At 57.4% G+C, this 17,916-nt stretch carries 17 protein-coding genes and 1 pseudogene; 8 read left to right on the forward strand and 10 right to left on the reverse strand.

Annotation, left to right across the window (positions count from 1 at the left end; genetic code table 11):
• The first annotated feature begins 214 nt into the window (after positions 1 to 214).
• Both QSK43_RS06735 and QSK43_RS06740 read left to right on the forward strand, forming a co-directional pair.
• Entirely contained in the window at positions 215 to 676 is a 462-nt protein-coding gene (locus QSK43_RS06735) for a mobile mystery protein A (RefSeq protein ID WP_332302797.1), read from the forward strand.
• Positions 673 to 1,269 carry a mobile mystery protein B gene (locus tag QSK43_RS06740; RefSeq protein ID WP_332302798.1) on the forward strand — a complete coding sequence of 199 codons (597 nt, stop codon included), beginning with the start codon at positions 673 to 675 and terminating at the stop codon, positions 1,267 to 1,269. Before QSK43_RS06735 ends, QSK43_RS06740 begins: the two co-directional genes overlap by 4 nt.
• Positions 1,270 to 1,408: 139 nt before the next feature.
• Here the strand turns inward: QSK43_RS06740 and QSK43_RS06745 are convergent, their stop codons facing one another.
• A complete protein-coding gene (locus tag QSK43_RS06745) occupies positions 1,409 to 2,341 on the reverse strand; it encodes an SDR family NAD(P)-dependent oxidoreductase (protein WP_332302799.1) in 933 nt (310 codons plus the stop codon).
• A gap of 39 nt (positions 2,342 to 2,380) precedes the next feature.
• Between QSK43_RS06745 and QSK43_RS06750 the strand changes: the two genes are divergently transcribed.
• Positions 2,381 to 2,818, forward strand: a complete 438-nt coding sequence (locus tag QSK43_RS06750) for a MarR family winged helix-turn-helix transcriptional regulator (protein ID WP_332302800.1) — start codon at positions 2,381 to 2,383, stop codon at positions 2,816 to 2,818.
• Positions 2,819 to 2,850: 32 nt separating this feature from the next.
• On the opposite strand, the pseudogene QSK43_RS06755 reads toward QSK43_RS06750, so the two are convergent.
• Positions 2,851 to 2,985, reverse strand: a pseudogene (locus tag QSK43_RS06755) (IS66 family transposase); the annotation flags it as partial.
• A 299-nt stretch (positions 2,986 to 3,284) separates the two neighbouring features.
• Between QSK43_RS06755 and QSK43_RS06760 the strand changes: the two are divergent.
• The 5 genes from QSK43_RS06760 (at position 3,285) to QSK43_RS06780 (ending at position 7,410) form a co-directional block, all read left to right on the forward strand.
• A complete protein-coding gene (locus tag QSK43_RS06760) occupies positions 3,285 to 4,172 on the forward strand; it encodes a LysR family transcriptional regulator (protein WP_332302975.1) in 888 nt (295 codons plus the stop codon).
• Between the two features lie 115 nt (positions 4,173 to 4,287).
• Positions 4,288 to 5,448: an adenosylhomocysteinase gene (locus QSK43_RS06765; RefSeq protein ID WP_332302801.1), complete on the forward strand. Its 1,161-nt coding sequence runs from the start codon at positions 4,288 to 4,290 to the stop codon at positions 5,446 to 5,448.
• 13 nt (positions 5,449 to 5,461) lie between these two features.
• Complete coding sequence (locus tag QSK43_RS06770; RefSeq protein WP_332302802.1) at positions 5,462 to 6,454, forward strand: Gfo/Idh/MocA family protein; 993 nt, start codon at positions 5,462 to 5,464, stop codon at positions 6,452 to 6,454.
• 16 nt (positions 6,455 to 6,470) lie between these two features.
• Positions 6,471 to 6,959, forward strand: a complete 489-nt coding sequence (locus QSK43_RS06775) for a cupin domain-containing protein (RefSeq protein ID WP_332302803.1) — start codon at positions 6,471 to 6,473, stop codon at positions 6,957 to 6,959.
• A 196-nt stretch (positions 6,960 to 7,155) separates the two neighbouring features.
• Positions 7,156 to 7,410, forward strand: a complete 255-nt coding sequence (locus QSK43_RS06780; protein ID WP_332302976.1) for a WGR domain-containing protein — start codon at positions 7,156 to 7,158, stop codon at positions 7,408 to 7,410.
• 602 nt (positions 7,411 to 8,012) lie between these two features.
• On the opposite strand, the gene QSK43_RS06785 is transcribed toward QSK43_RS06780, so the two are convergent.
• From QSK43_RS06785 to QSK43_RS06820, 8 genes are all read right to left on the reverse strand, one after another.
• Positions 8,013 to 8,843, reverse strand: a complete 831-nt coding sequence (locus QSK43_RS06785) for an MTAP family purine nucleoside phosphorylase (RefSeq protein ID WP_332302804.1) — start codon at positions 8,841 to 8,843, stop codon at positions 8,013 to 8,015.
• Between the two features lie 13 nt (positions 8,844 to 8,856).
• Positions 8,857 to 10,155, reverse strand: a complete 1,299-nt coding sequence (locus tag QSK43_RS06790) for an amidohydrolase family protein (protein WP_332302805.1) — start codon at positions 10,153 to 10,155, stop codon at positions 8,857 to 8,859.
• A 1-nt stretch (position 10,156) separates the two neighbouring features.
• Positions 10,157 to 10,873 carry an MBL fold metallo-hydrolase gene (locus QSK43_RS06795; protein WP_332302806.1) on the reverse strand — a complete coding sequence of 239 codons (717 nt, stop codon included), beginning with the start codon at positions 10,871 to 10,873 and terminating at the stop codon, positions 10,157 to 10,159.
• The gene (locus QSK43_RS06800; RefSeq protein ID WP_112651909.1) at positions 10,870 to 11,724 is read right to left on the reverse strand and encodes an ABC transporter permease; all 855 of its coding nucleotides are present in this window, start codon (positions 11,722 to 11,724) and stop codon (positions 10,870 to 10,872) included. The genes QSK43_RS06795 and QSK43_RS06800 overlap by 4 nt, the downstream gene beginning before the upstream one ends.
• The gene (locus QSK43_RS06805) at positions 11,721 to 12,641 is read right to left on the reverse strand and encodes an ABC transporter permease (protein WP_332302807.1); all 921 of its coding nucleotides are present in this window, start codon (positions 12,639 to 12,641) and stop codon (positions 11,721 to 11,723) included. The genes QSK43_RS06800 and QSK43_RS06805 overlap by 4 nt, the downstream gene beginning before the upstream one ends.
• Positions 12,642 to 12,722: 81 nt before the next feature.
• Positions 12,723 to 14,243 carry an ABC transporter substrate-binding protein gene (locus tag QSK43_RS06810; protein WP_162706829.1) on the reverse strand — a complete coding sequence of 507 codons (1,521 nt, stop codon included), beginning with the start codon at positions 14,241 to 14,243 and terminating at the stop codon, positions 12,723 to 12,725.
• 50 nt (positions 14,244 to 14,293) lie between these two features.
• The gene (locus tag QSK43_RS06815; RefSeq protein WP_332302808.1) at positions 14,294 to 16,378 is read right to left on the reverse strand and encodes an alpha-amylase family protein; all 2,085 of its coding nucleotides are present in this window, start codon (positions 16,376 to 16,378) and stop codon (positions 14,294 to 14,296) included.
• The gene (locus tag QSK43_RS06820; RefSeq protein ID WP_332302809.1) at positions 16,369 to 17,850 is read right to left on the reverse strand and encodes an amidohydrolase family protein; all 1,482 of its coding nucleotides are present in this window, start codon (positions 17,848 to 17,850) and stop codon (positions 16,369 to 16,371) included. The genes QSK43_RS06815 and QSK43_RS06820 overlap by 10 nt, the downstream gene beginning before the upstream one ends.
• Positions 17,851 to 17,916: the final 66 nt, after the last annotated feature.

Here is a 17,916-nt window from a genome sequence, read left to right on the forward strand (position 1 = left end):
GAGAACGTATTAACGGGAAATTTGGATGGGAGGTGTGTCGACCATCAATCACTCATTGATCATGCTTCAGACTGATTTTGAGTCAAGATTACCAGATCACAGACTGATTCTGTGAATCAAGAAACATATTAGCAGCTGATTTACACACATTGATAATCAGACTGTATACTGATAGAACCTCCATCGTAATCAGTTTACAGTCTGAGGTTAATGCATGAAAAGCGACACTCGAAAGAAGGGGCGGCTGCGGCTCGATGAAAGACTTCGAGCGCTCCAACCTATTGACCGATTCAGGGCGCCGCCAAAGGGATGGGTGCGCGCACTCCGCGACGCGCTCGGAATGACGGGCACGCAGCTCGGCACACGCATTGGTGTGCGACCTCAAACTGTTGAAGCCATCGAGAAGTCGGAAGCCGCAGGCACAATTCAACTCAACACCTTACGTCGCGCAGCTGAGGCGCTGGATTGCACGCTCGTCTATGCCCTCGTTCCAAACAGTTCACTTGAGGCAGTCATCGAGGCGCGCGCGCGGAAAATCGCAACGCGCGAGCTTCAGCGCGTCGCGCATACGATGCGGCTCGAAGCTCAAGGCACGGGCGAGTCGGACTTCGAATCCCGCGTCCAAGCATACATTCGCGACAGACTCTCCGAGCGCGACCTCTGGAACGAGACATGACAGACCTATTTCAGGAGCCTGAGGACGCCACACCCCTTCAGCCAAATGAGCGCGAGGGATTGCTTCAGACATGGATAACACACCGTCGCGACCTCAACGAGGCGGAACAGGAAAACATTGTAGAAGGTGCGGCGTGGGTGCGCGGCCGCCGGCGTGTCTCGCTGGAGCGAATGCTCAGCGAAGACTTCATCAGAACACTGCACAAGCGGATGTTCGGAGATGTCTGGGAGTGGGCCGGCACATTCCGAAAGACGGAGCGCAACATCGGCGTCGGGGCTTACCGTATCGGAGTGGAGCTTGCAGGCTTGTTGAGCGACATCCGTTACTGGATCGACCACGAGACATTTCCGCCGGACGAGATTGCGATAAGGTTCCACCATCGCCTGGTCGCGATCCACCCGTTTCCGAATGGAAATGGCCGTCACGCTCGCCTGGCGGCCGACCTTCTGATCGAACGTCTTGGCGGCGAGCGTTTCAGTTGGGGTGGCGGCAGTCTGGGCGACGTTAGCGAATTACGCGCTCGATACGTCGCAAACCTGCGCGCAGCAGACAATCATGATATAGCGCCGCTGCTGGAATTCGCACGCACCTGACAGGCGCCGCCTCGTGCGTATCATTCACCTTGATGAGGTCCGAACTCGTGACCTATGCCTTCCGGTAAGTTTGAGCAGCACGCGCGAATATTCGAACAAACCGACTACCCACCATCTCGGAAGCATAAACTCCTACAATCTACAAGCCGACTCCATCGTCCGTCATCAGGAAAGGACCGAGAAGTCGAGCAGTCGAAATCCAAAGTCTACCGCGTTGTTCCTCGCTGTTCCCGGGCGCAATAGGCGTCAGCGATCTGGCATTTTTGACAGAGACGTAGTGGCCAGTTTTGACGCCAAATTCAGGACCGGTCGCGAGCCGCGCGATGATCCCGGCACCACGGTTCGGATCTCCGATCCCAAGCCAGTTCAGGGCCTTGGCGAGCGGACCCGAGAATCCAAGCTCGCGGCCTAGGCTCGTAACATTGAAACCGGGATCCAGGCAGTTCACAGCCACCCCGGTGCCTTCGAGCTGTCGCGCGAGCTCCAGCGAGAACATGATATCCAGCAGCTTGGTGCGACCGTAGATCTTTGATGATCCACGAGCCGTGAAGGGTGCGGTATCCAGAAGATCCGCGTAGATGTCGAGCTCGCCGCTTTGGCGAGACGCTTCCGATGCTACGGTGACAATGCGGGCAGGAGCTGACCGCACCAGCGTGTCACGCAGTACCGATGTCAGAAGCCATGGCGCGAAATAGTTCACGGCCATCATTTCGGCAAAACCGTCCTTGGTGATGCGCTGCTGGAAGGCATGCAGACCAGCGTTGTTGATCAGCACGTCGATACGCGGATGCCGGGCGGCGATGGCTCTGCCGACCGCGACCACGGCTCGGAGATCGCAGAAGTCCGCGTAGAACACATCAACGGCCGCACCCGGCGCGGCAGCCTCAATCAGCGCGCGCGTGGCGGCTGCCTTCGATTGGCTTCTCGCCGTCAGAATGAGATCGGCTCCCTTTCGTGCCAGCTCTATTGCTGCGAGTTGACCGATTCCGTCGGTGGCACCTGTGATGAGAACTTTCGGACGCTGAGGCATTTGCAAGACCGCGCTTGGTTGATATATATCCACTATGTGCATTTAGTTGACATATGTCCATCATATTATGCCGAGGTGATTATGGAAAAGGCGCGCGTCGAACACCTAAAGGGGCTTGGAGTCGAGCTCAACGCGCTGTTCGCTGCCTCACGCGCGATCACCGCCGCATCGGCGGAACTGTTCCACCCGAAGCTTCAGCCGGCTGCCTACCAGATTGCCACGATTTTGTCGGCGCGAGGTTCTGCAACAGGTCGGGAGGTTTCAGAACAGCTCGATATGGACAAGAGCGCGGTCAGCAGGCTGTTGAAGTCACTCTGCGATCTGGGGCTGACAGAATCGGCGACCGACCCCAACGATCGTCGTTCGGCGATCTATCAGTTGACGAAGGAAGGACGATTGAGGCTTGAGGCATCGATCGAGGTGAAGGCCGGAGCGTTCTACTCACGCACTGATGGATGGAGTGACGCCGAGCTTGTCCAATTCAAAGAATTGCTCCGAAAGTTCAATCGACAGGAATGAGTGACCGACCTAGTCATCAAACGGACTGAGGTACGATCCTCGATGTCGTAGAGCGCTCCGATGCGCGACAACGCTTCATCGGCAATCGGGGAAGGCTTCAGCTTGATCACATCATGGAATTTTCGGCGCACATGCGCCATACAGGCGGCTTCAATGATCTGGTTGCCACCGGACATGATCTCAATTCGAGCCATGAAACCTCTTTAATCTGGTATTAATGTCAGCACTAATGCTGGTTTTAATGCCAGAACATCGCCTGATTTGCCCGATCAGCAAAAACCGCTCACCGGACGCTCACTAAGTGTCGAGGGTTGTGTCATCAGCACTTTGATTATTGATTTCAGATGTAGAAAGTCAAACTTGCCGAGAAAGCACGCTTTTCATTTCGCGTAGTTCAATCGAGCAATGGATCAGGTAAAGTCGGCAATGCCTCAATCGGAGCGGTCACTTGCACCAAAAACACCCTTTGCCCCCGCTTAATGCTCTTCGTGCTTTTGATGCGCTCGCCCGCTGCGGCAGCTTGCGAGCGGCAGCTTTAGATCTTGGCGTAGTACCAGGAGCGGTTCGGCAGCAGTTGCAAAGTCTCGAGGAGTATTTCGGAGCAGCTCTTTTCATCCGCAAAGGGGGTCGGGTCACACTCAACGCTGCCGGGCGTCGGTTCGCCGATGCGGTTGGAGTTGCTTTCGCAATTGTCTCCCGCGCGGCGGAAGAGGTACAGCAAAGAGATCGCAAGACGCGCCTTCGACTTGGCGTACCGATGCCAATGGCTGTTTCATGGCTGATGCCCCGCCTTCCGCGCATTCACAATGATCTTCGCGATCTCGAGATCGACGTGGTTGCAGTTGCCGTCACTCGTACGCTCGCCAGCGCGCCCGACCTCGATGCCATGATTGCCGGCGGCGAATACCGTCCCCTGCCCGACATCGCAGCGACCGCATTTATGGTCGATGCGTTTGGCCCCGTCTCAAGCCCCTCAGGCTTCGACCCAAGTGACGCCGATCTCCCCGATTGGCTCGAGAATGCCACGGCGCTGGTGGCACGCGATGTCCCCTATCTCTGGGACGACTGGTTCCGTGAAAGTGGCAGGCGCCCTTCGCGCTTCCTGAAACGGGTTGAAATCGATGACCTCACACTGGCGATTGGTGCGGCTAGGGCGGGTCTTGGCGTAACAGTAGCGCCGCGGGCCTCAATCGAAGGGGAACTCGCCAGCGGAGAGCTGGCAGCACCTTTCGGCTTCGCATCCCGACCGGTCGGCTATAGACTGTGCTGCCGCGTTGCAGATCATCGGAGCAAGGCGATCGCGCTTCTGGCAGAATGGCTGATCCGCGAAGGCCAGGCGACTGATCCGGCCTGAGCAGTAAATCTGCCCATTACCGCAGTTTTAAATCCCTGTTGACGACCGTTCCCGCACGCTACGAAACATCCGCGCAACTACCGGCAGCACGCCGGCGCCCAGCGGAGACAATGCCATGACCCGACAAAACCAGCTTTCGCGGATCGAATGGGTGGCGGATAGCTGCCGGCTTTTGAAGGAAGTTGCCGAGGAATTTTCACGTACAAAGCCTTTCCAGGGTCTTATGATTGGCACTGCCATCCACCTGGAACCCAAAACCGTCGCGCTTCTCATGACATTGCGGGCCGGCGGCGCCAATCTCGTGGCAACCGGAAATCTCAACAGCACACAACCTGCGACCGTGGAATACCTCAACCAGCACCAGATCGATGTCATTGGCGGGCAGACGACGGACACGAAGTTGCATCACAGCTTCATCGACACTCTGCTCGACCGCGAACCTGACCTGTTGCTCGACAATGGCGGTGACCTTTTCGCTCGCGTGGCCGAGCGTCCCTATAAGAACTTATTGGGTGGCACTGAGGAAACAACATCCGGACGCCGGCGTCTCGTGCCCATGCGCCAAGCGATCGGACTGCCGATCCTTGTCATTAATGACAGTCCGATCAAACAGTTTGCCGAAAACCGCCACGCCGTCGGACAGTCGCTGTTCGAGAGCTATATGCGCTTCACCAATCGCTCGACCAATGGCAAGCGTGTAACTGTTTTCGGCTATGGGGCCTGCGGCAAGGGAACCGCTGCCTGTTTCCGTGGTGCCCACAGCAGTGTCAGTGTGGTCGATGTCGATCCCGTCACTGCTCTGGAAGCCCATCTCGACGGCTTTTTGACACCGCTTAGAAGCCAGGCAGTCGGCTCCGCCGATGTGATCATCACCGTTACAGGCTTTGCCGATATCGTCACGGCTGCTGACCTGCCGCTGTTCAAGGATGGCGTCATCCTGGTCAATGGCGGACATTTTCCAACTGAAATCGATGTCGAAGGCATGAAGACCGCGGCAGAGGTCAACGCCGTCGATACCTATACCGATGGTATCGAGACCCTGCATCTGGTTGATGGTCGGAAGATCCACATCCTCGGCGGCGGGCATATGGCCAATCTCGCCGGCCCACGTCCGCTTGGAAACTCGATTGAATCAATGGATCTAGGCTTTGCGCTACAGGCGCGCTGTCTCGAACGGGTCGCCAGCGGCAAGCTCAACTACACCTCTTGTGTGGTTCCAGTGCCGGACGACATTGATGCGCAGGTCGCCTCCGCCTATCTCGATCTCAATCGCTAAGGGAAAATGCCAAATGTTGCGTTGGGGAATACTCGGAACAAGCTTCATTTCAGACACTATGGCCGAAGCGATCGCATCCAGCGAAAACTCAAGCCTTGTAGCGGTGATGGGTCGTGATCCCGGCCGGCTCGAAGCTTTCGCGAGCCGTCACGCAGTCGCTAAGCGTTATGGCGATATTGACACCCTGCTCGGAGACGATGATATCGATGTCGTCTATGTGGGACTGCCCAACAATGTCCACCACAGCGCAGTGATTGCCGCGGCCAACCGGGGCAAGGCGATTGTCTCGGAAAAATCACTGACCGTGACCATGGCTGACGCTCAGTCCCTCGCCGACGCAGTGCTCGCCTCTGGCGTGTTCTTCATGGAGGGGCTGATGTATCTCAACCACCCCTTGATCGCCGAATTGGGTACTATCCTCCGATCAGGCCGCCTTGGACAACTCAGGTCGGTCAACGGTCTCTATGCCGCCGATATCGCAGAACTTGTCAACCCTGCGGGTGGCGGTACGCTTTTCAATCTGGGCTGCTATCCGGCATCGCTCCTTCATTATGTCATACAGACCGCTTGCGGCGATGACACGTTTGGTCTCCGGAAAATTGCGGGTCACGGCAACATGTCTGAGAAGAACGGCAATATCGGTGCTGCGGCGGTATGTGCCAGGTTCACAAACGGCGTGCTCGCCACACTGCAATCAACTGACAATTACGGCATGGCCTGGAGTTTTGCTATCCACGGCGACAATGGCGTTGCGCGCTTTAAGACCAACCCCTGGCTTCCCGTCGCGGGGGAAAACATCATTGAGGTGGAAATCTATGGTAAAGCGCCTGAACAGATTGTCGTCTCCACTGGGCTTGATGCCTTTCAGCATCAGGTATTGACCACCGAGCTAGCGCTCGGCAACGGCCTCAAACAAGCCCCGAGGCCTTCGCCGCGGCTCACTGATTCACTCGAAGTCATGGGGTTTCTCACCGAGTGGGACGCCTGCTGCCGTGCCGCCGGCTGATGGTGAGGATCGCACAGTGAAAAAACACGACGTGATCAGCGCGCTCGGCCTCACACCACATTTCGAAGGCGGTTATTTCGCCGAAACATTCCGGCCGGACGCCGCTGCCAAAATCGTCAGTGCACGCGGCGAACGCCTCGCCATGACCGCAATTTATTTCATGCTGGATGATGCCTCCCAGAAAGTAGCGTTTCACAGCAAGCATTCGGATTGCATCCAGTTCCACCTGAAGGGTGATCCCATCACCTATCATCTAATCCATCCCGACGGCGCCTATGAAAGGATCGTGTTGGGCCCGGACATTGAAAACGGTGAGCATCTTCAACTTGCCGTCCCAGGCGGCACGTGGAAAGCGATGGAGATGGAAGCTGGAGATTTCGGGCTTGTCAGTGAAGTCGTGTCCCCGGGCTGGGAACTGGAAGATATGATTGAAACGGATTCCCAGAACCTGTCGGCATATTTCCCGCAGCACGCCGGAGTAATCGCTCGATTGATGAGGGAATAGACGCTCACGACTGCGCCAGGGCCTATCATTGACGTATTGCTGACGGCGGCGGGTAAGAGACGTGCATACGGCTTTGTACCGCGCCTAACAGGGGCAATACGCTCGTTGGCGACGGTCTGGTCAGAAAGGGGCACAGCTCGCGCCGCAACAGGTGCGAGTGATCCACGCGCCAACGGATCAGCGTTGTGAATCGATAGTGCCCGTCCAATTCAAAACTCTCATTGGACCGTCGAATTCAAACGCGCGGTTTTACGCGCTCGCCGTTCAGCCGACATTGTTCGGCGAGGCGTCGCTTGTACGCGCCTGGCGCCGGCTCGGAACGCGGGGACAGCAGATGGTGCATCTGTTTGACAATGAGAGGCAGGCCACCAACCTGTTCCTCGGTGTGCTTCGCGAGAAACGTAAACGGGGCTGCCGGCCAAAAGAACCTGTGGACATCCCGCGGATCTGATCCTCGTCCCCGAGGCGCAGCTTGTGAGCCACACCTCCCCGCTCTTCGATGAACGAAGCGTTATGTCGTTTAAGCTGCATACCGATGATATTCGCGGCCTTCCCAGCTCGAGATTCTAGACGGAAACGCTGGAGCTGATCTTGCAGTTGGTGCGCCTCGCTTGCGAGAACCTGGCTGGCTGCCGTAGTTTTCTCGACCATCGCCGCGTTCTCTGGGTCATCTGATCCATGTGATTGACGGTTGATCTCGCCCAGCGCCAACGACTATTCCTGAGCAGCCTTGGCGATCGTCACCACGTGATCATTGACGCAGTTGACCATGGACTCGATTTCCTTCAGCAGCTCATTATCGTGTTTCTACCGGCGGGGCGGGCTCTCCATCACTGAAAGGCTAGTTGGCTCGACGATGGCTTTTGCCTGCACCCTTGGCGCGCTTCTTGTGGCAATCGAGAGCGGCATCGAACCCATCAACAGCGGTCGGCGAAATCTGGCGTTTGCCGCACTTGAAAGCCAGATCCGGCTTAACAGCTCAACTGAAGAAGCCGGATTGAGGGGGGGCCGTGAACTCGCGATCATGGCGCATGCTTTAAAGGTGGCAGACTTTCATCCGACCATACGCTTGATCCAGGCGGGCGGCGTGCCGTGGAAACCACCGTCGAGAGCCTTCGCGCAATTGCAGGTCCGCTCTTGGGACAGACCTGAAATAGCTTCGATCAATGTCTTTTCAATCAGATCGTGCAGACCGTCCTTGTAATAAATCTCGTTCATGCTGCCGGGGCCGAAATGCACGACGGCAGGCGCCATGCCGGAGCCGAAATTGATGACCGGCGCGATCGACGCGAAGCACATTTCCGCTTCGCGCGCGAAGATCACTTCGGGGACGAGCGGCGTGCCGACGATATCCCCGCCCTCCCGCTGAAAGGCTCGAATTTCCGCAGGCGTTTCGAAGCGCGGACCTTCGGTGCATACGAATGTGCCGCGCTCGATAACACGGTTGCTGAACTTGTTGGCCGCAGCGATGAGATCGGCGCGCAGGCGTGGGCAAAAGGGATCGGTAAAATCGACGCGAACCCAGCAATCGCTTTCGTCGAACAGCGATTGTGCACGCGATTTTGTCTTGTCGAGAAAATCGTCGGAAATTACTATGTCGCCGGGACGAATGGCCGGATTGACGGAGCCGATGGCGTTCTGGGAGATGATCGCCTCGACGCCCAACTCGCGAAAGGCCCAGATATTAGCATGATAGTTGATTTTGTGGCTGGGAACAGTCAGCTTTTCACCGTAACGCAGGATCACGGCGGTATCCCGCCCACCGATTTTGCCCAGCAGAACATCCGCCTCGCCCCAAGGCGTGCTAACGCTGACGGAACGGCGTTCGTGCAAAAGATTCACAGATGCGGCGCTGGTCAAAAGGCCGACAGGTGCTTGGCTCATGGTGTTTCATCCCTCAATTGCATTGATAGTGTTTGTGAATGGACGCGCGGGTTTCGGCTTCGTCGATCCGTGTGAATTTGCCCTGGTCCATTACCGTCTCACCGGCGATGACAACGGTGCGGACATGTTGCGGGCCTGCGTGATAAACGATGTCGGACAGCGCCCTTTCGAAGGTCATGTCCAGCGCGTGGTCGATCGACAGGACGACCAGATCAGCCTGCTTGCCGACTTCGAGGCTGCCAATATCGGCGTCCCAACCCAGCACCCTCGCGCCTTCCAGCGTCGCCACCGTGAACGCATCCTGCGCATTCATGGCATGGCCATCCAGCGAGATGGCACGCTGCAACAGCACGGCCATCTTCATTTCCTGAAACAGATCGAGGCAGTTGTTGGAAAGCGTGCTGTCAGTCCCAAGGCCCACCGGAATGCCAAGCTTTCTCATAGCTGGAACCGGGGCTACACCGCTTGCAAGCTTGGCGTTGCTGGCCGGATTATGGGCCACGCCTGCCCCGCTGGCCGCCAGAATGGCCATGTCGACATCATCCACCCACACGCAATGGGCAAGAATGGACCGGCTGTCCAAAACGCCCAGATCGTTCAGCCATGCTATCGGCGTCTTGCCATGCAGTTTCATGATCAGTTCGTTTTCGCTTCTGTTTTCGGACACGTGAATGACGAAGGGAACGTCAAGCGCATTCGCCTCTCGCTTCACCTCCTGCAAAAGCTCAGCCGTGCAGCTGTAAGGAGAATGCGCACCAATATAGAAACGCGACAAACCGTCGCCCTCGTATCTGGAGATCGCCTCTCTGGTCTCATGCAGTGCCAGCGGCCAATTCGGGCGGCCGTTGCGGCGCAGTTCCGGCGAGTTGGCAAGCGCTCCGCTTAGCGAGCGCATACCGATGGTACTGGCGACATCCGCGAAAACACCAGCGTCATAACGGGTACAGTCACACGCCGTTGTGATGCCGTTACGGATCATGTCTAGAACCGCCAGCGTGCAACCGCGCCGGTTATCTTCCACCGTCAACGCCGAGGTGTGTGGCGCAAGCGCTGCGGCCCACTGAAACAGATCGCCATCGTCGCAACAGCCCCGATGGGTGGAGAGCCCCCCATGGGCATGGGTGTTGATCAGTCCGGGAATGACGACACGTCCACCGAGGTCTTCGCGGGTCGCTTCATTTGCCGTTGCTGGAAGATTATCGCTCTCGCCGATCCATGCGATTTTGCCGTCTTCAATCAGGATCGCACCGTTTTTGGCGAACCCAGCGGGCAGACCGGTACAGATATCGGCGTTGAACAGAAGTCTTGCCATATCAAACCTCCATTCGGTGGAACTGGCCGGTCACCGTATTGCGGATTTCCTCACAGAGAGTGCCGCAAGTCTGGACTTTGCCTTTAGAAAGGAACAACGGCGCGTCATGGCCAGGCACGATAACGTCTGCCATAGCCGCGATGCGCCTGATGCTGGCGGACGCGATCCCAGCGTCGAAAGCTCCGGCGGATATGCCGCTGTCCATCTCGCCGCGATGTTTCACGGCATCCTGCGCCAGCACCACGCATTGCCCGCCAACGTTCAAAACCAGTGATACATGCCCGGCCGTATGGCCCGGCGTGCGGATCATGCGAATACCGGGCAGCACATCGAGTTCACCGGAAACGATGGACACCTGCGGGCTGCGCAAGAGCCCCTCGACCTGGTAACGCGGAATTGCCGGATCGTTTGCCTGGTGCTTCTCGAAATAATCGAGTTCGGTCTCATGCAGCACGAATTCAGCGCCGCGAAAGCATTCCGCATTGGCGATATGGTCGAAATGCAGATGCGAGACTATCACCGTGCGAATGTCGCTCGGCTGGATGTTCCGCTCGGCAAGCGCTTCAATCAGCCCGGGCCGATCACCGGCACCGCCCGTGTCGAGCAGAGCATAGCCCGATGTCGTCTTCAAAAGGACCGTCGTGCTCCAGCCCAGAAAACCGCGAGCCGTTTTTCCCGGAAAGCCGGAAAGCAGGACATCGTAACTCGGTTCGCTCATGTTTCCACCTGCCGTAATCGCGGATCGAGAAGATCGCGCAGCCGGTCTCCGACGAGGTTGATGCCAACGACGGTAAGGAAGATCGCAACGCCGGGAATGGTCGCCACCCACCAGGCATTGCCGATGTAATCGCGCCCTTCTGATATCATGGTCCCCCATGTCGGCGTCTCAGGCGGCACACCAAGGCCCAGAAAGCTCAGCGACGATTCAAACAGTATCATCTTGGCGACCAGCAGGCTGGAAATGACGATGACCGACGACATGACGTTCGGCAACAGATGCCGTAGCAGGATCATCGGCGTCGAAATGCCCATAGTCTGTGCCGCCTGAATAAATTCGCGTTCCCGCAGCACAAGGCATTCAGCACGCACGACGCGGGCATATTGTACCCAGTTCGTGACGCCCAAAATGGCAACTATGTTCCACAGGCTGGGGCCGACGACCGCCGCAACGGCCAGTGCCAGAACCAGAAACGGAATTGCCAGTTGGATATCTGTTACCGCCATGATGACGCGGCCCGCATATTTATCGTCATACCCGGCGACCAGCCCCAACGTGACACCGATTGAGCCGGAAATTACCACCGAGGCCACACCGATCAGAAGCGATACGCGGGCACCGGCGAGGATGCGACTGAAGATATCGCGACCAAGCGAATCCGTGCCTAAAACATGCATGCCTTCCGAGCCTGTCCAGAGCGGAGCCTTGAGGCGCTGGAGAATGTCCTGCGCATCAGGATCGAACGGCATCAGCCAACGGCTGAGCAAGGCTGCGAACACAACCAGCAACACGATGGCAAGACCGAGCGCCGCAAGATAGCTTTTGAGATAGCGTCTGAGAAATATCGTCATTTGTTTTTCCTCAGTCGAGGATCAAGGAGGCCGTAGGACAAATCCACGAGAAGGTTGATGGAAACGATGGCCGTTGCCATGACCAACACGAAGGCCTGCACCACCGTAAAGTCGCGGTTTGAAATGGCCTGAATGGCAAGCCTGCCGATGCCCGGATAGGCAAAGACCTCTTCTGTAATCACTGCGCCACCCAATAAGGCGCCAACCTGCAAGCCGATGACCGTCAAAGTCGGAATGGCGGCGTTTCTAAGTGCGTGTTTGAGCACGATCCTCTTTTCGCTGACACCCTTACCTCGGGCGGTGCGGATGTAGTCCGATTGCAGCACCTCGATCATCGAGGAACGCAGAAGCCGGGTGATGATGGCCGTCGAATAAGTTGCAAGTACAATTGCCGGCATGATCAGATGCTGCCATGTGCCACGCCCGGAAGGCGGCAGCATGCGGAATGTTTCCGAAAACAACAGGATCAGCATGATTGCGAGCCAGAATGCCGGAAAACTCTGTCCAATCAGCGAGATGAGCAGGCTGGCCCTGTCGATCGCCGAACCGCGCCAGGTCGCGGCCATGATGGCAAGCGGGATCGACACCACCAGCGAGATCAGCAACGCCATGCTGCTCAATTGCAATGTGGCGGGAACACGGTCCAGCACCAGCCTCATGGCGGGTTGATCATAACGCAGCGACATGCCGAAATCGCCGCGCACGGCGCGGCCCAGAAAATCAAAATACTGAGTGAGCAAGGGTCTGTCGAAGCCCATCAGGTGACGGAACCGTTCGATTTCCTGCGCGGATGCTTCCGGCGGCAGGAATAAAGCGGATGGATCGCCGCCGATCCTGATGAGGAAAAAGACGGCGACCGAAACGCCAAAAATGACGGCGATCGCGTAAAGCAAACGCGAAAAGAGGAAGACGGCCACGGCTCTTCTTTCCTTATAGTGAGCGGGTGATCATGGCCGGATAGGACCGGCCATGATCCGTTATGGAAACGACGGACGCCGTTACTCGAAGCTTGCCTTGCGCAGGTCGAGCATGCTGTCCGTGCGAGGCTTCCAGTTCAGCTTAGCGTTCAGGCCATAGATCAGCGGCGGCTGGATCATCGGCAGATGCGGTGCCTCTTCCTTGATGATGACGGCGGCCTTCTCGTAGATCGCCTTGCGCTCGTCCGCATTGATGGTCGACGCGCCCTGCGTGAGAAGATCATCCAGCTGCGCATTGCTGAAATAGCTCTGATACTGGCCGGTCTTAAAAAGCGGGTCCCAGACGAGGTTTGGGTCGCGACCACTCCAGCCGGGGAAGGTAATACCTTCGCGGCCCTTCTTTTCTGAAACCTGCCCCCAGACGCCCGGTTCGAGATATTTGATATCAGCCTTGATACCGACTTTAGCAAGGAAACCCGCCGTGGCTTCCACGATCTCGGCATCCTTCAGGAAACGACCCTTGCGCGTCATCAGAGGAATGGTGAAGCCATTCTTGTAACCCGCCTCTGCCAGCAGTTCCTTAGCCTTCGCCGGATCGTAAGGATAAGGCTTCCATTGCGGATTATAGGCAAAAGCATTTGTCGGGAGCGTCAGTGCGATGCGGTTTCCCATGCCGTTCAGCAAGGCCTGCTGAATAGCCTCGACGTCGACGGCATAATTGATGGCTTGACGCACGCGCTTGTCTTTCAGCGGAGTGTCGCGAGTAGTGTCGAATGCGAGAAAATAGAGGAAATCGCTGGCAACGCTTTCGATCTTGGTGTCGCCCCTTTCGAGTGACTTCACATCTTCCGGAGGAATATCCACAGCAAGACCGACACCACCGCTCTTCAGTTCGGCAATACGCGTGCGTGTTTCCTTGATCGGGCGAAACACCAGCTTGTCGATCCTCGGCTTGCCGCCCCAGTAATCCGGGTTGGCTTCCAGTTCGACCTGCTCGTCCTTAAGCCATTTTACGAACCTGTACGGGCCTGTGCCGACGGGTGCAGATGCCAGAGCATCGCCGTTGTTTTCCTGCGTATATTTCGGCGGCACGATGAGAGCCGCAAAGGATGCCTCATAGAGCGACAGAAGCATGGTCGGGAATGGCTTGTCCGTCTTGAAATCGACAGAATAGTCATCGACGACCGTCACGGATTTTATCGCCGAGATGCGTGAGAAATAGGGGGCCTTGAAATTGGGATCGAGCGCGCGGTCAAAGGTGAACTTCACGGCTTGCGCGTTGAACGGCTCGCCGTTCTGGAACTTCACGCCCTCGCGCAGTCTGAAACGCCACGTCAGCGGATCGGGATTGCTCCACGAAAGCGCGAGTGCCGGTGCCATCTGCCCGTCTTCGCCCTGCGTGACCAGCCCGTCATAAATCTGGAAAAGAATGTTGGCGGTTGGAAAGGACGAGTGTTTGGCCGGATCCATGGAATAGGCATCGGCAGGCTGCGCCACCACCAGAGTTCCGGGCTCCTGCGCCAGGGTTGATGCGGGCAGGACCGTCAATGCTGTGGCGCCCAGTGCTGCGGCGAGAAAGCTTCTTCTGAAAATGTCGTTCATGCGTTCACCCTTTTTATCTTTGATTATTGGACAGTTGCTTGGAGAAATCATCAATCCGGCGAAAGCGGATTGTCGTATAGCGGTTGTTCATTTCGTGACAGCAGGGCGAAAGCCGCGAAGCTGTCGAGCCTCTCGATATGGATGATCAGCCGGTCCCCAACTCTGGAAGACGCGACCTCGATTTCGCCCTCAAGAGAGATGGAAACATCTGCCTGCGTCGTCACGGCGATGTCGAAACCGGCAAGCGGCGTAAGTTCCGTCAGGCCTTTGCCTCTGGCTGCCGCACCGTTCAGCACATGCAGAACGAGACCATTGTTATGTTCATAAAGAATGGTTTCCACGGCTGACGAAGCCGATGTTGCCAAGGGTGCTGGTCCTGCAGTGTTTTCCAGCATGACACCTAAAAGGTCGCAATATTCGGGCATCGAAAAGCGGTGATAAAGAGACCCGACGCGCCAGGGCAGCCATGTGCTGAAGCCTTGTCCAAATGTGCGACGGATCAGGCCCGGAACGGTCCCCGGCCCTTCGACAACGGTAAATTCCGGCGCATTGTTCTGGAATGGCCCGATGAGATGCAGTTTCTGACCCGTCGCGCCTTCGGCGGACGGCGACCAGAAATCACCGGCGGCGGCGATATGCGGAATATCTCCGAATGGTGCGCGCATATTGCTGCAATCCAGTTCGAAATATGCGCCGCTTACATCGCGGCTTTTCCCCGGCAGTGCGGCCAGACAGGCGAGTGCGGCAACAGCGCGTTCTGAACCGTTTTCGTCAGCCCGGCCCGTATCGCCTGTGGCGATGACATGACCGCCAGACGAGACATAGGCATCGATTGCGGCTGCATCGCCATCGCTTATCGATTCCACGGCAGGCAGGATAACGACATCGTATCGCGAGAGAGATTTAGCCGTCAGCCCGCCCGCAACAACGACATCCAGCGGATAGCGCAAATCAGCCACCATTTCGAAAAATCCGCGAAACTCGGAAACGTGTCCGCGTCCGTCCGCCGCTCCAGCCGGTCGCCCGGCATCAGCACCCCACAGCCTGCTATCCTCGGATTTGACGATGGCGATTTTTGCCAAGGATGTCAGCCCCCGGTACCACTGCTCGGTCTTGCGCTGATAAACCCCGAAACGCTGCAAAGCCGGAACGAAACGATTGTCGGACTGCGATAGCAGCCCGTTGACGGCTGGCGCAGTGTTGGCGCCATGCGCCGCAGCCTGGATGAGATTATGCATGAGACGCGCATCCGGCATAGCAGACTGGCGGCTGGCGAACACTTCTGATGACGTCTGAATGAGAACGGGTGCGCTGTCCGGCTTCAATGCCCGCGCCGTCAAGGCCTCTTCTGCTGCCCAGAAGTTCCACATGGGTTGCGGGTCCACCGGGTTCGGCATGACAGGATTGGACACCTGCGAACCAATGATGTCGCTGATGTCGGCCATGCGGCGTATATCCCAGCCATCATGGACATGATGGTACGGAACAAGGGCCGCTCCATCGTGCCGGGCGTGAATGAAATCCCGCACCCGGCCCATATAATCCGCCAGAAACGCCTCCCGCCAGCGCTCATATTTCGGCGATCGTATGCCCGCTGGCGGAACGGTTTTGCCTGTGGCTTCCAGAACCCGAGCCAAACAGCGCGCGCAATGGCAGCGCGGTACATGCAGATAGTTGAAGAAAAAACCGTCAAGCCGCGGACAGCGCCCTATGATTTCATCCAGAATGGAAAACACTTCTTCTTGCCAGAATGGACCCGTGGCGCACATCTGCGGCATGGCCCAGACGCTGGAAATGCTGCCGTCCTCACGGCGCACGAACCAGTCGGGATGGATATCTTCCATGCCCTTGCGGCCCTTGGAAATGTCCATGCGCACGATAACGCGAATGCCTTCCTGTTTCGCGGCATCGATCATCTCACCCAGAAAATCGAAGTTCAGATGCGGATTGACGGTCTGGGAGGTCAACACCGTCGGGTACCATGCGGAAAATCCGCCGCCCATGACGATGCAGCCGCCGGCGCCCGCGCTTTTGATCTCTCCGACCAGATGCCTGATGTCCAAATCCTTTGCGTCGGCTTCACGAAGCAAATGTTGGAAAAATCGCACCGGATTGCGGGTCCAGCCTAGTGACATACACAGCCTCCTACCAGCCGCTGACGCATGCGGCGGATCGGTATTTCAAGCTGATGGGTTGCGTGAAAGGCACTGGCATTGTCACGCTTGCGGCGGTCGGCCAGCTCCTGCGTCTCCGCCCAGATGGTGGCTTGGTCGAACAGCACAGGCGCACCGTTTCTGGCAATAATCTGACCGTTGCATATTGTCAGGGCATGCGACGCGCCGGTTTCCGAAAGCACCAGTTGCCGGACCGCATCATTGAGTGGCACGAATGGTGCGGACGCCAGACGGAAGAGCGCAAGATCAGCCCGATATCCGGGCTCAATTTTGCCCGCCATCGCGTGAAGCCCGATGGCTTTAGCGCTGCCCTCGGTAGCAAGCGTCAGCGCGCGCTGCGGCCCAAGCCAATCGGCCTCGTTAGTCGTGCCGCAATTATGAACGATGGCGGCCCACTTCATCGTTTCCAGCATGTTGCTGCCATCGTTGCAGCAGGCGCTGTCCGTGCCAAGGCCGATGGTGATTCCTGCATTTATTATTTCCGGCACACGACAAGTCCCGCTGCCCAGCCGCGCATTGGAAACCGGATTGTGGATGACACTTGCACCGCAGCGGGCAATACGCCCGATATCGCCGTCATCAATCCAGATGCAATGAACGAGATTGGTGCAAGGTGTCAGCAGGCCAAGACTTTCCAGATGAGCGATCGCTCCGCACCCATAGAGCCTGTGGCTCATATGCCGCTGAAGTTCCGTTTCCAGCACATGCATATGCAACGGCATTTCATGACGTGCGCTGAAATCCGCCGCCATGACCAGCAATTCATCCGAACACCGTTGCGGTGCGGATGGACCTATCGCCACGCGAATGCGCCCCTCACCCGCACCGTTCCAGCGGCAGTAAAACCGTTCCACGGAAGCGATTTGGTCACGAGCGGATAGTGGCGTGCGTGCGCCATAGGTGGAAAGGTCGGCACCATCGAAATCGCCGGCTTTGAATGGCATCGTGCCTACAACTGCACGATCCGACACCACGGGAGCAATCGTCACCCGCATGCCGCTATCGCGCCATGCGGAAGCGACTGCATCGAGGCTGTCGTCATCTATATCCGGGGAAATCTTGACGTGGTCGAGAACCGTCGTCGTGCCACTGCCCATCATTTCGATGGCACCAAGCAGGACCGAAAGATAAATCTCACGAGCGCTGCGACTTTCCCGGGCGGCAGAGGATGACAGCGACCACAATTCCAGCGGCAGGTCGGGTGCCGAACCGCGCGCCAGATTATCGGGAGAATGGCAGTGCGCATTGATGAAACCCGGCACCGCCAGAAGTCCGGCTGCGTCCACATATTCCACCGCGCCATCGGAGTAATCTGCACCACTATCCAGCGACGCGATCGCACCGTTCGTGATCGCCAGAGACCGGCGCTCGGCGGTCCATGATCCATCGGCCTTCAACAGGCAAAGCGCATTTTGAAGCTGCAGCGAAGACAATCGGGTTCCAGTCGGTTTGTTCCCATGGCCGCTTGAACGGCATTCTTGTCTTCAGTGTTTCAGACT

Source organism: Rhizobium sp. GR12 (assembly GCF_036596185.1).
GTDB classification, from domain to species: Bacteria; Pseudomonadota; Alphaproteobacteria; order Rhizobiales; family Rhizobiaceae; genus Agrobacterium; species Agrobacterium nepotum.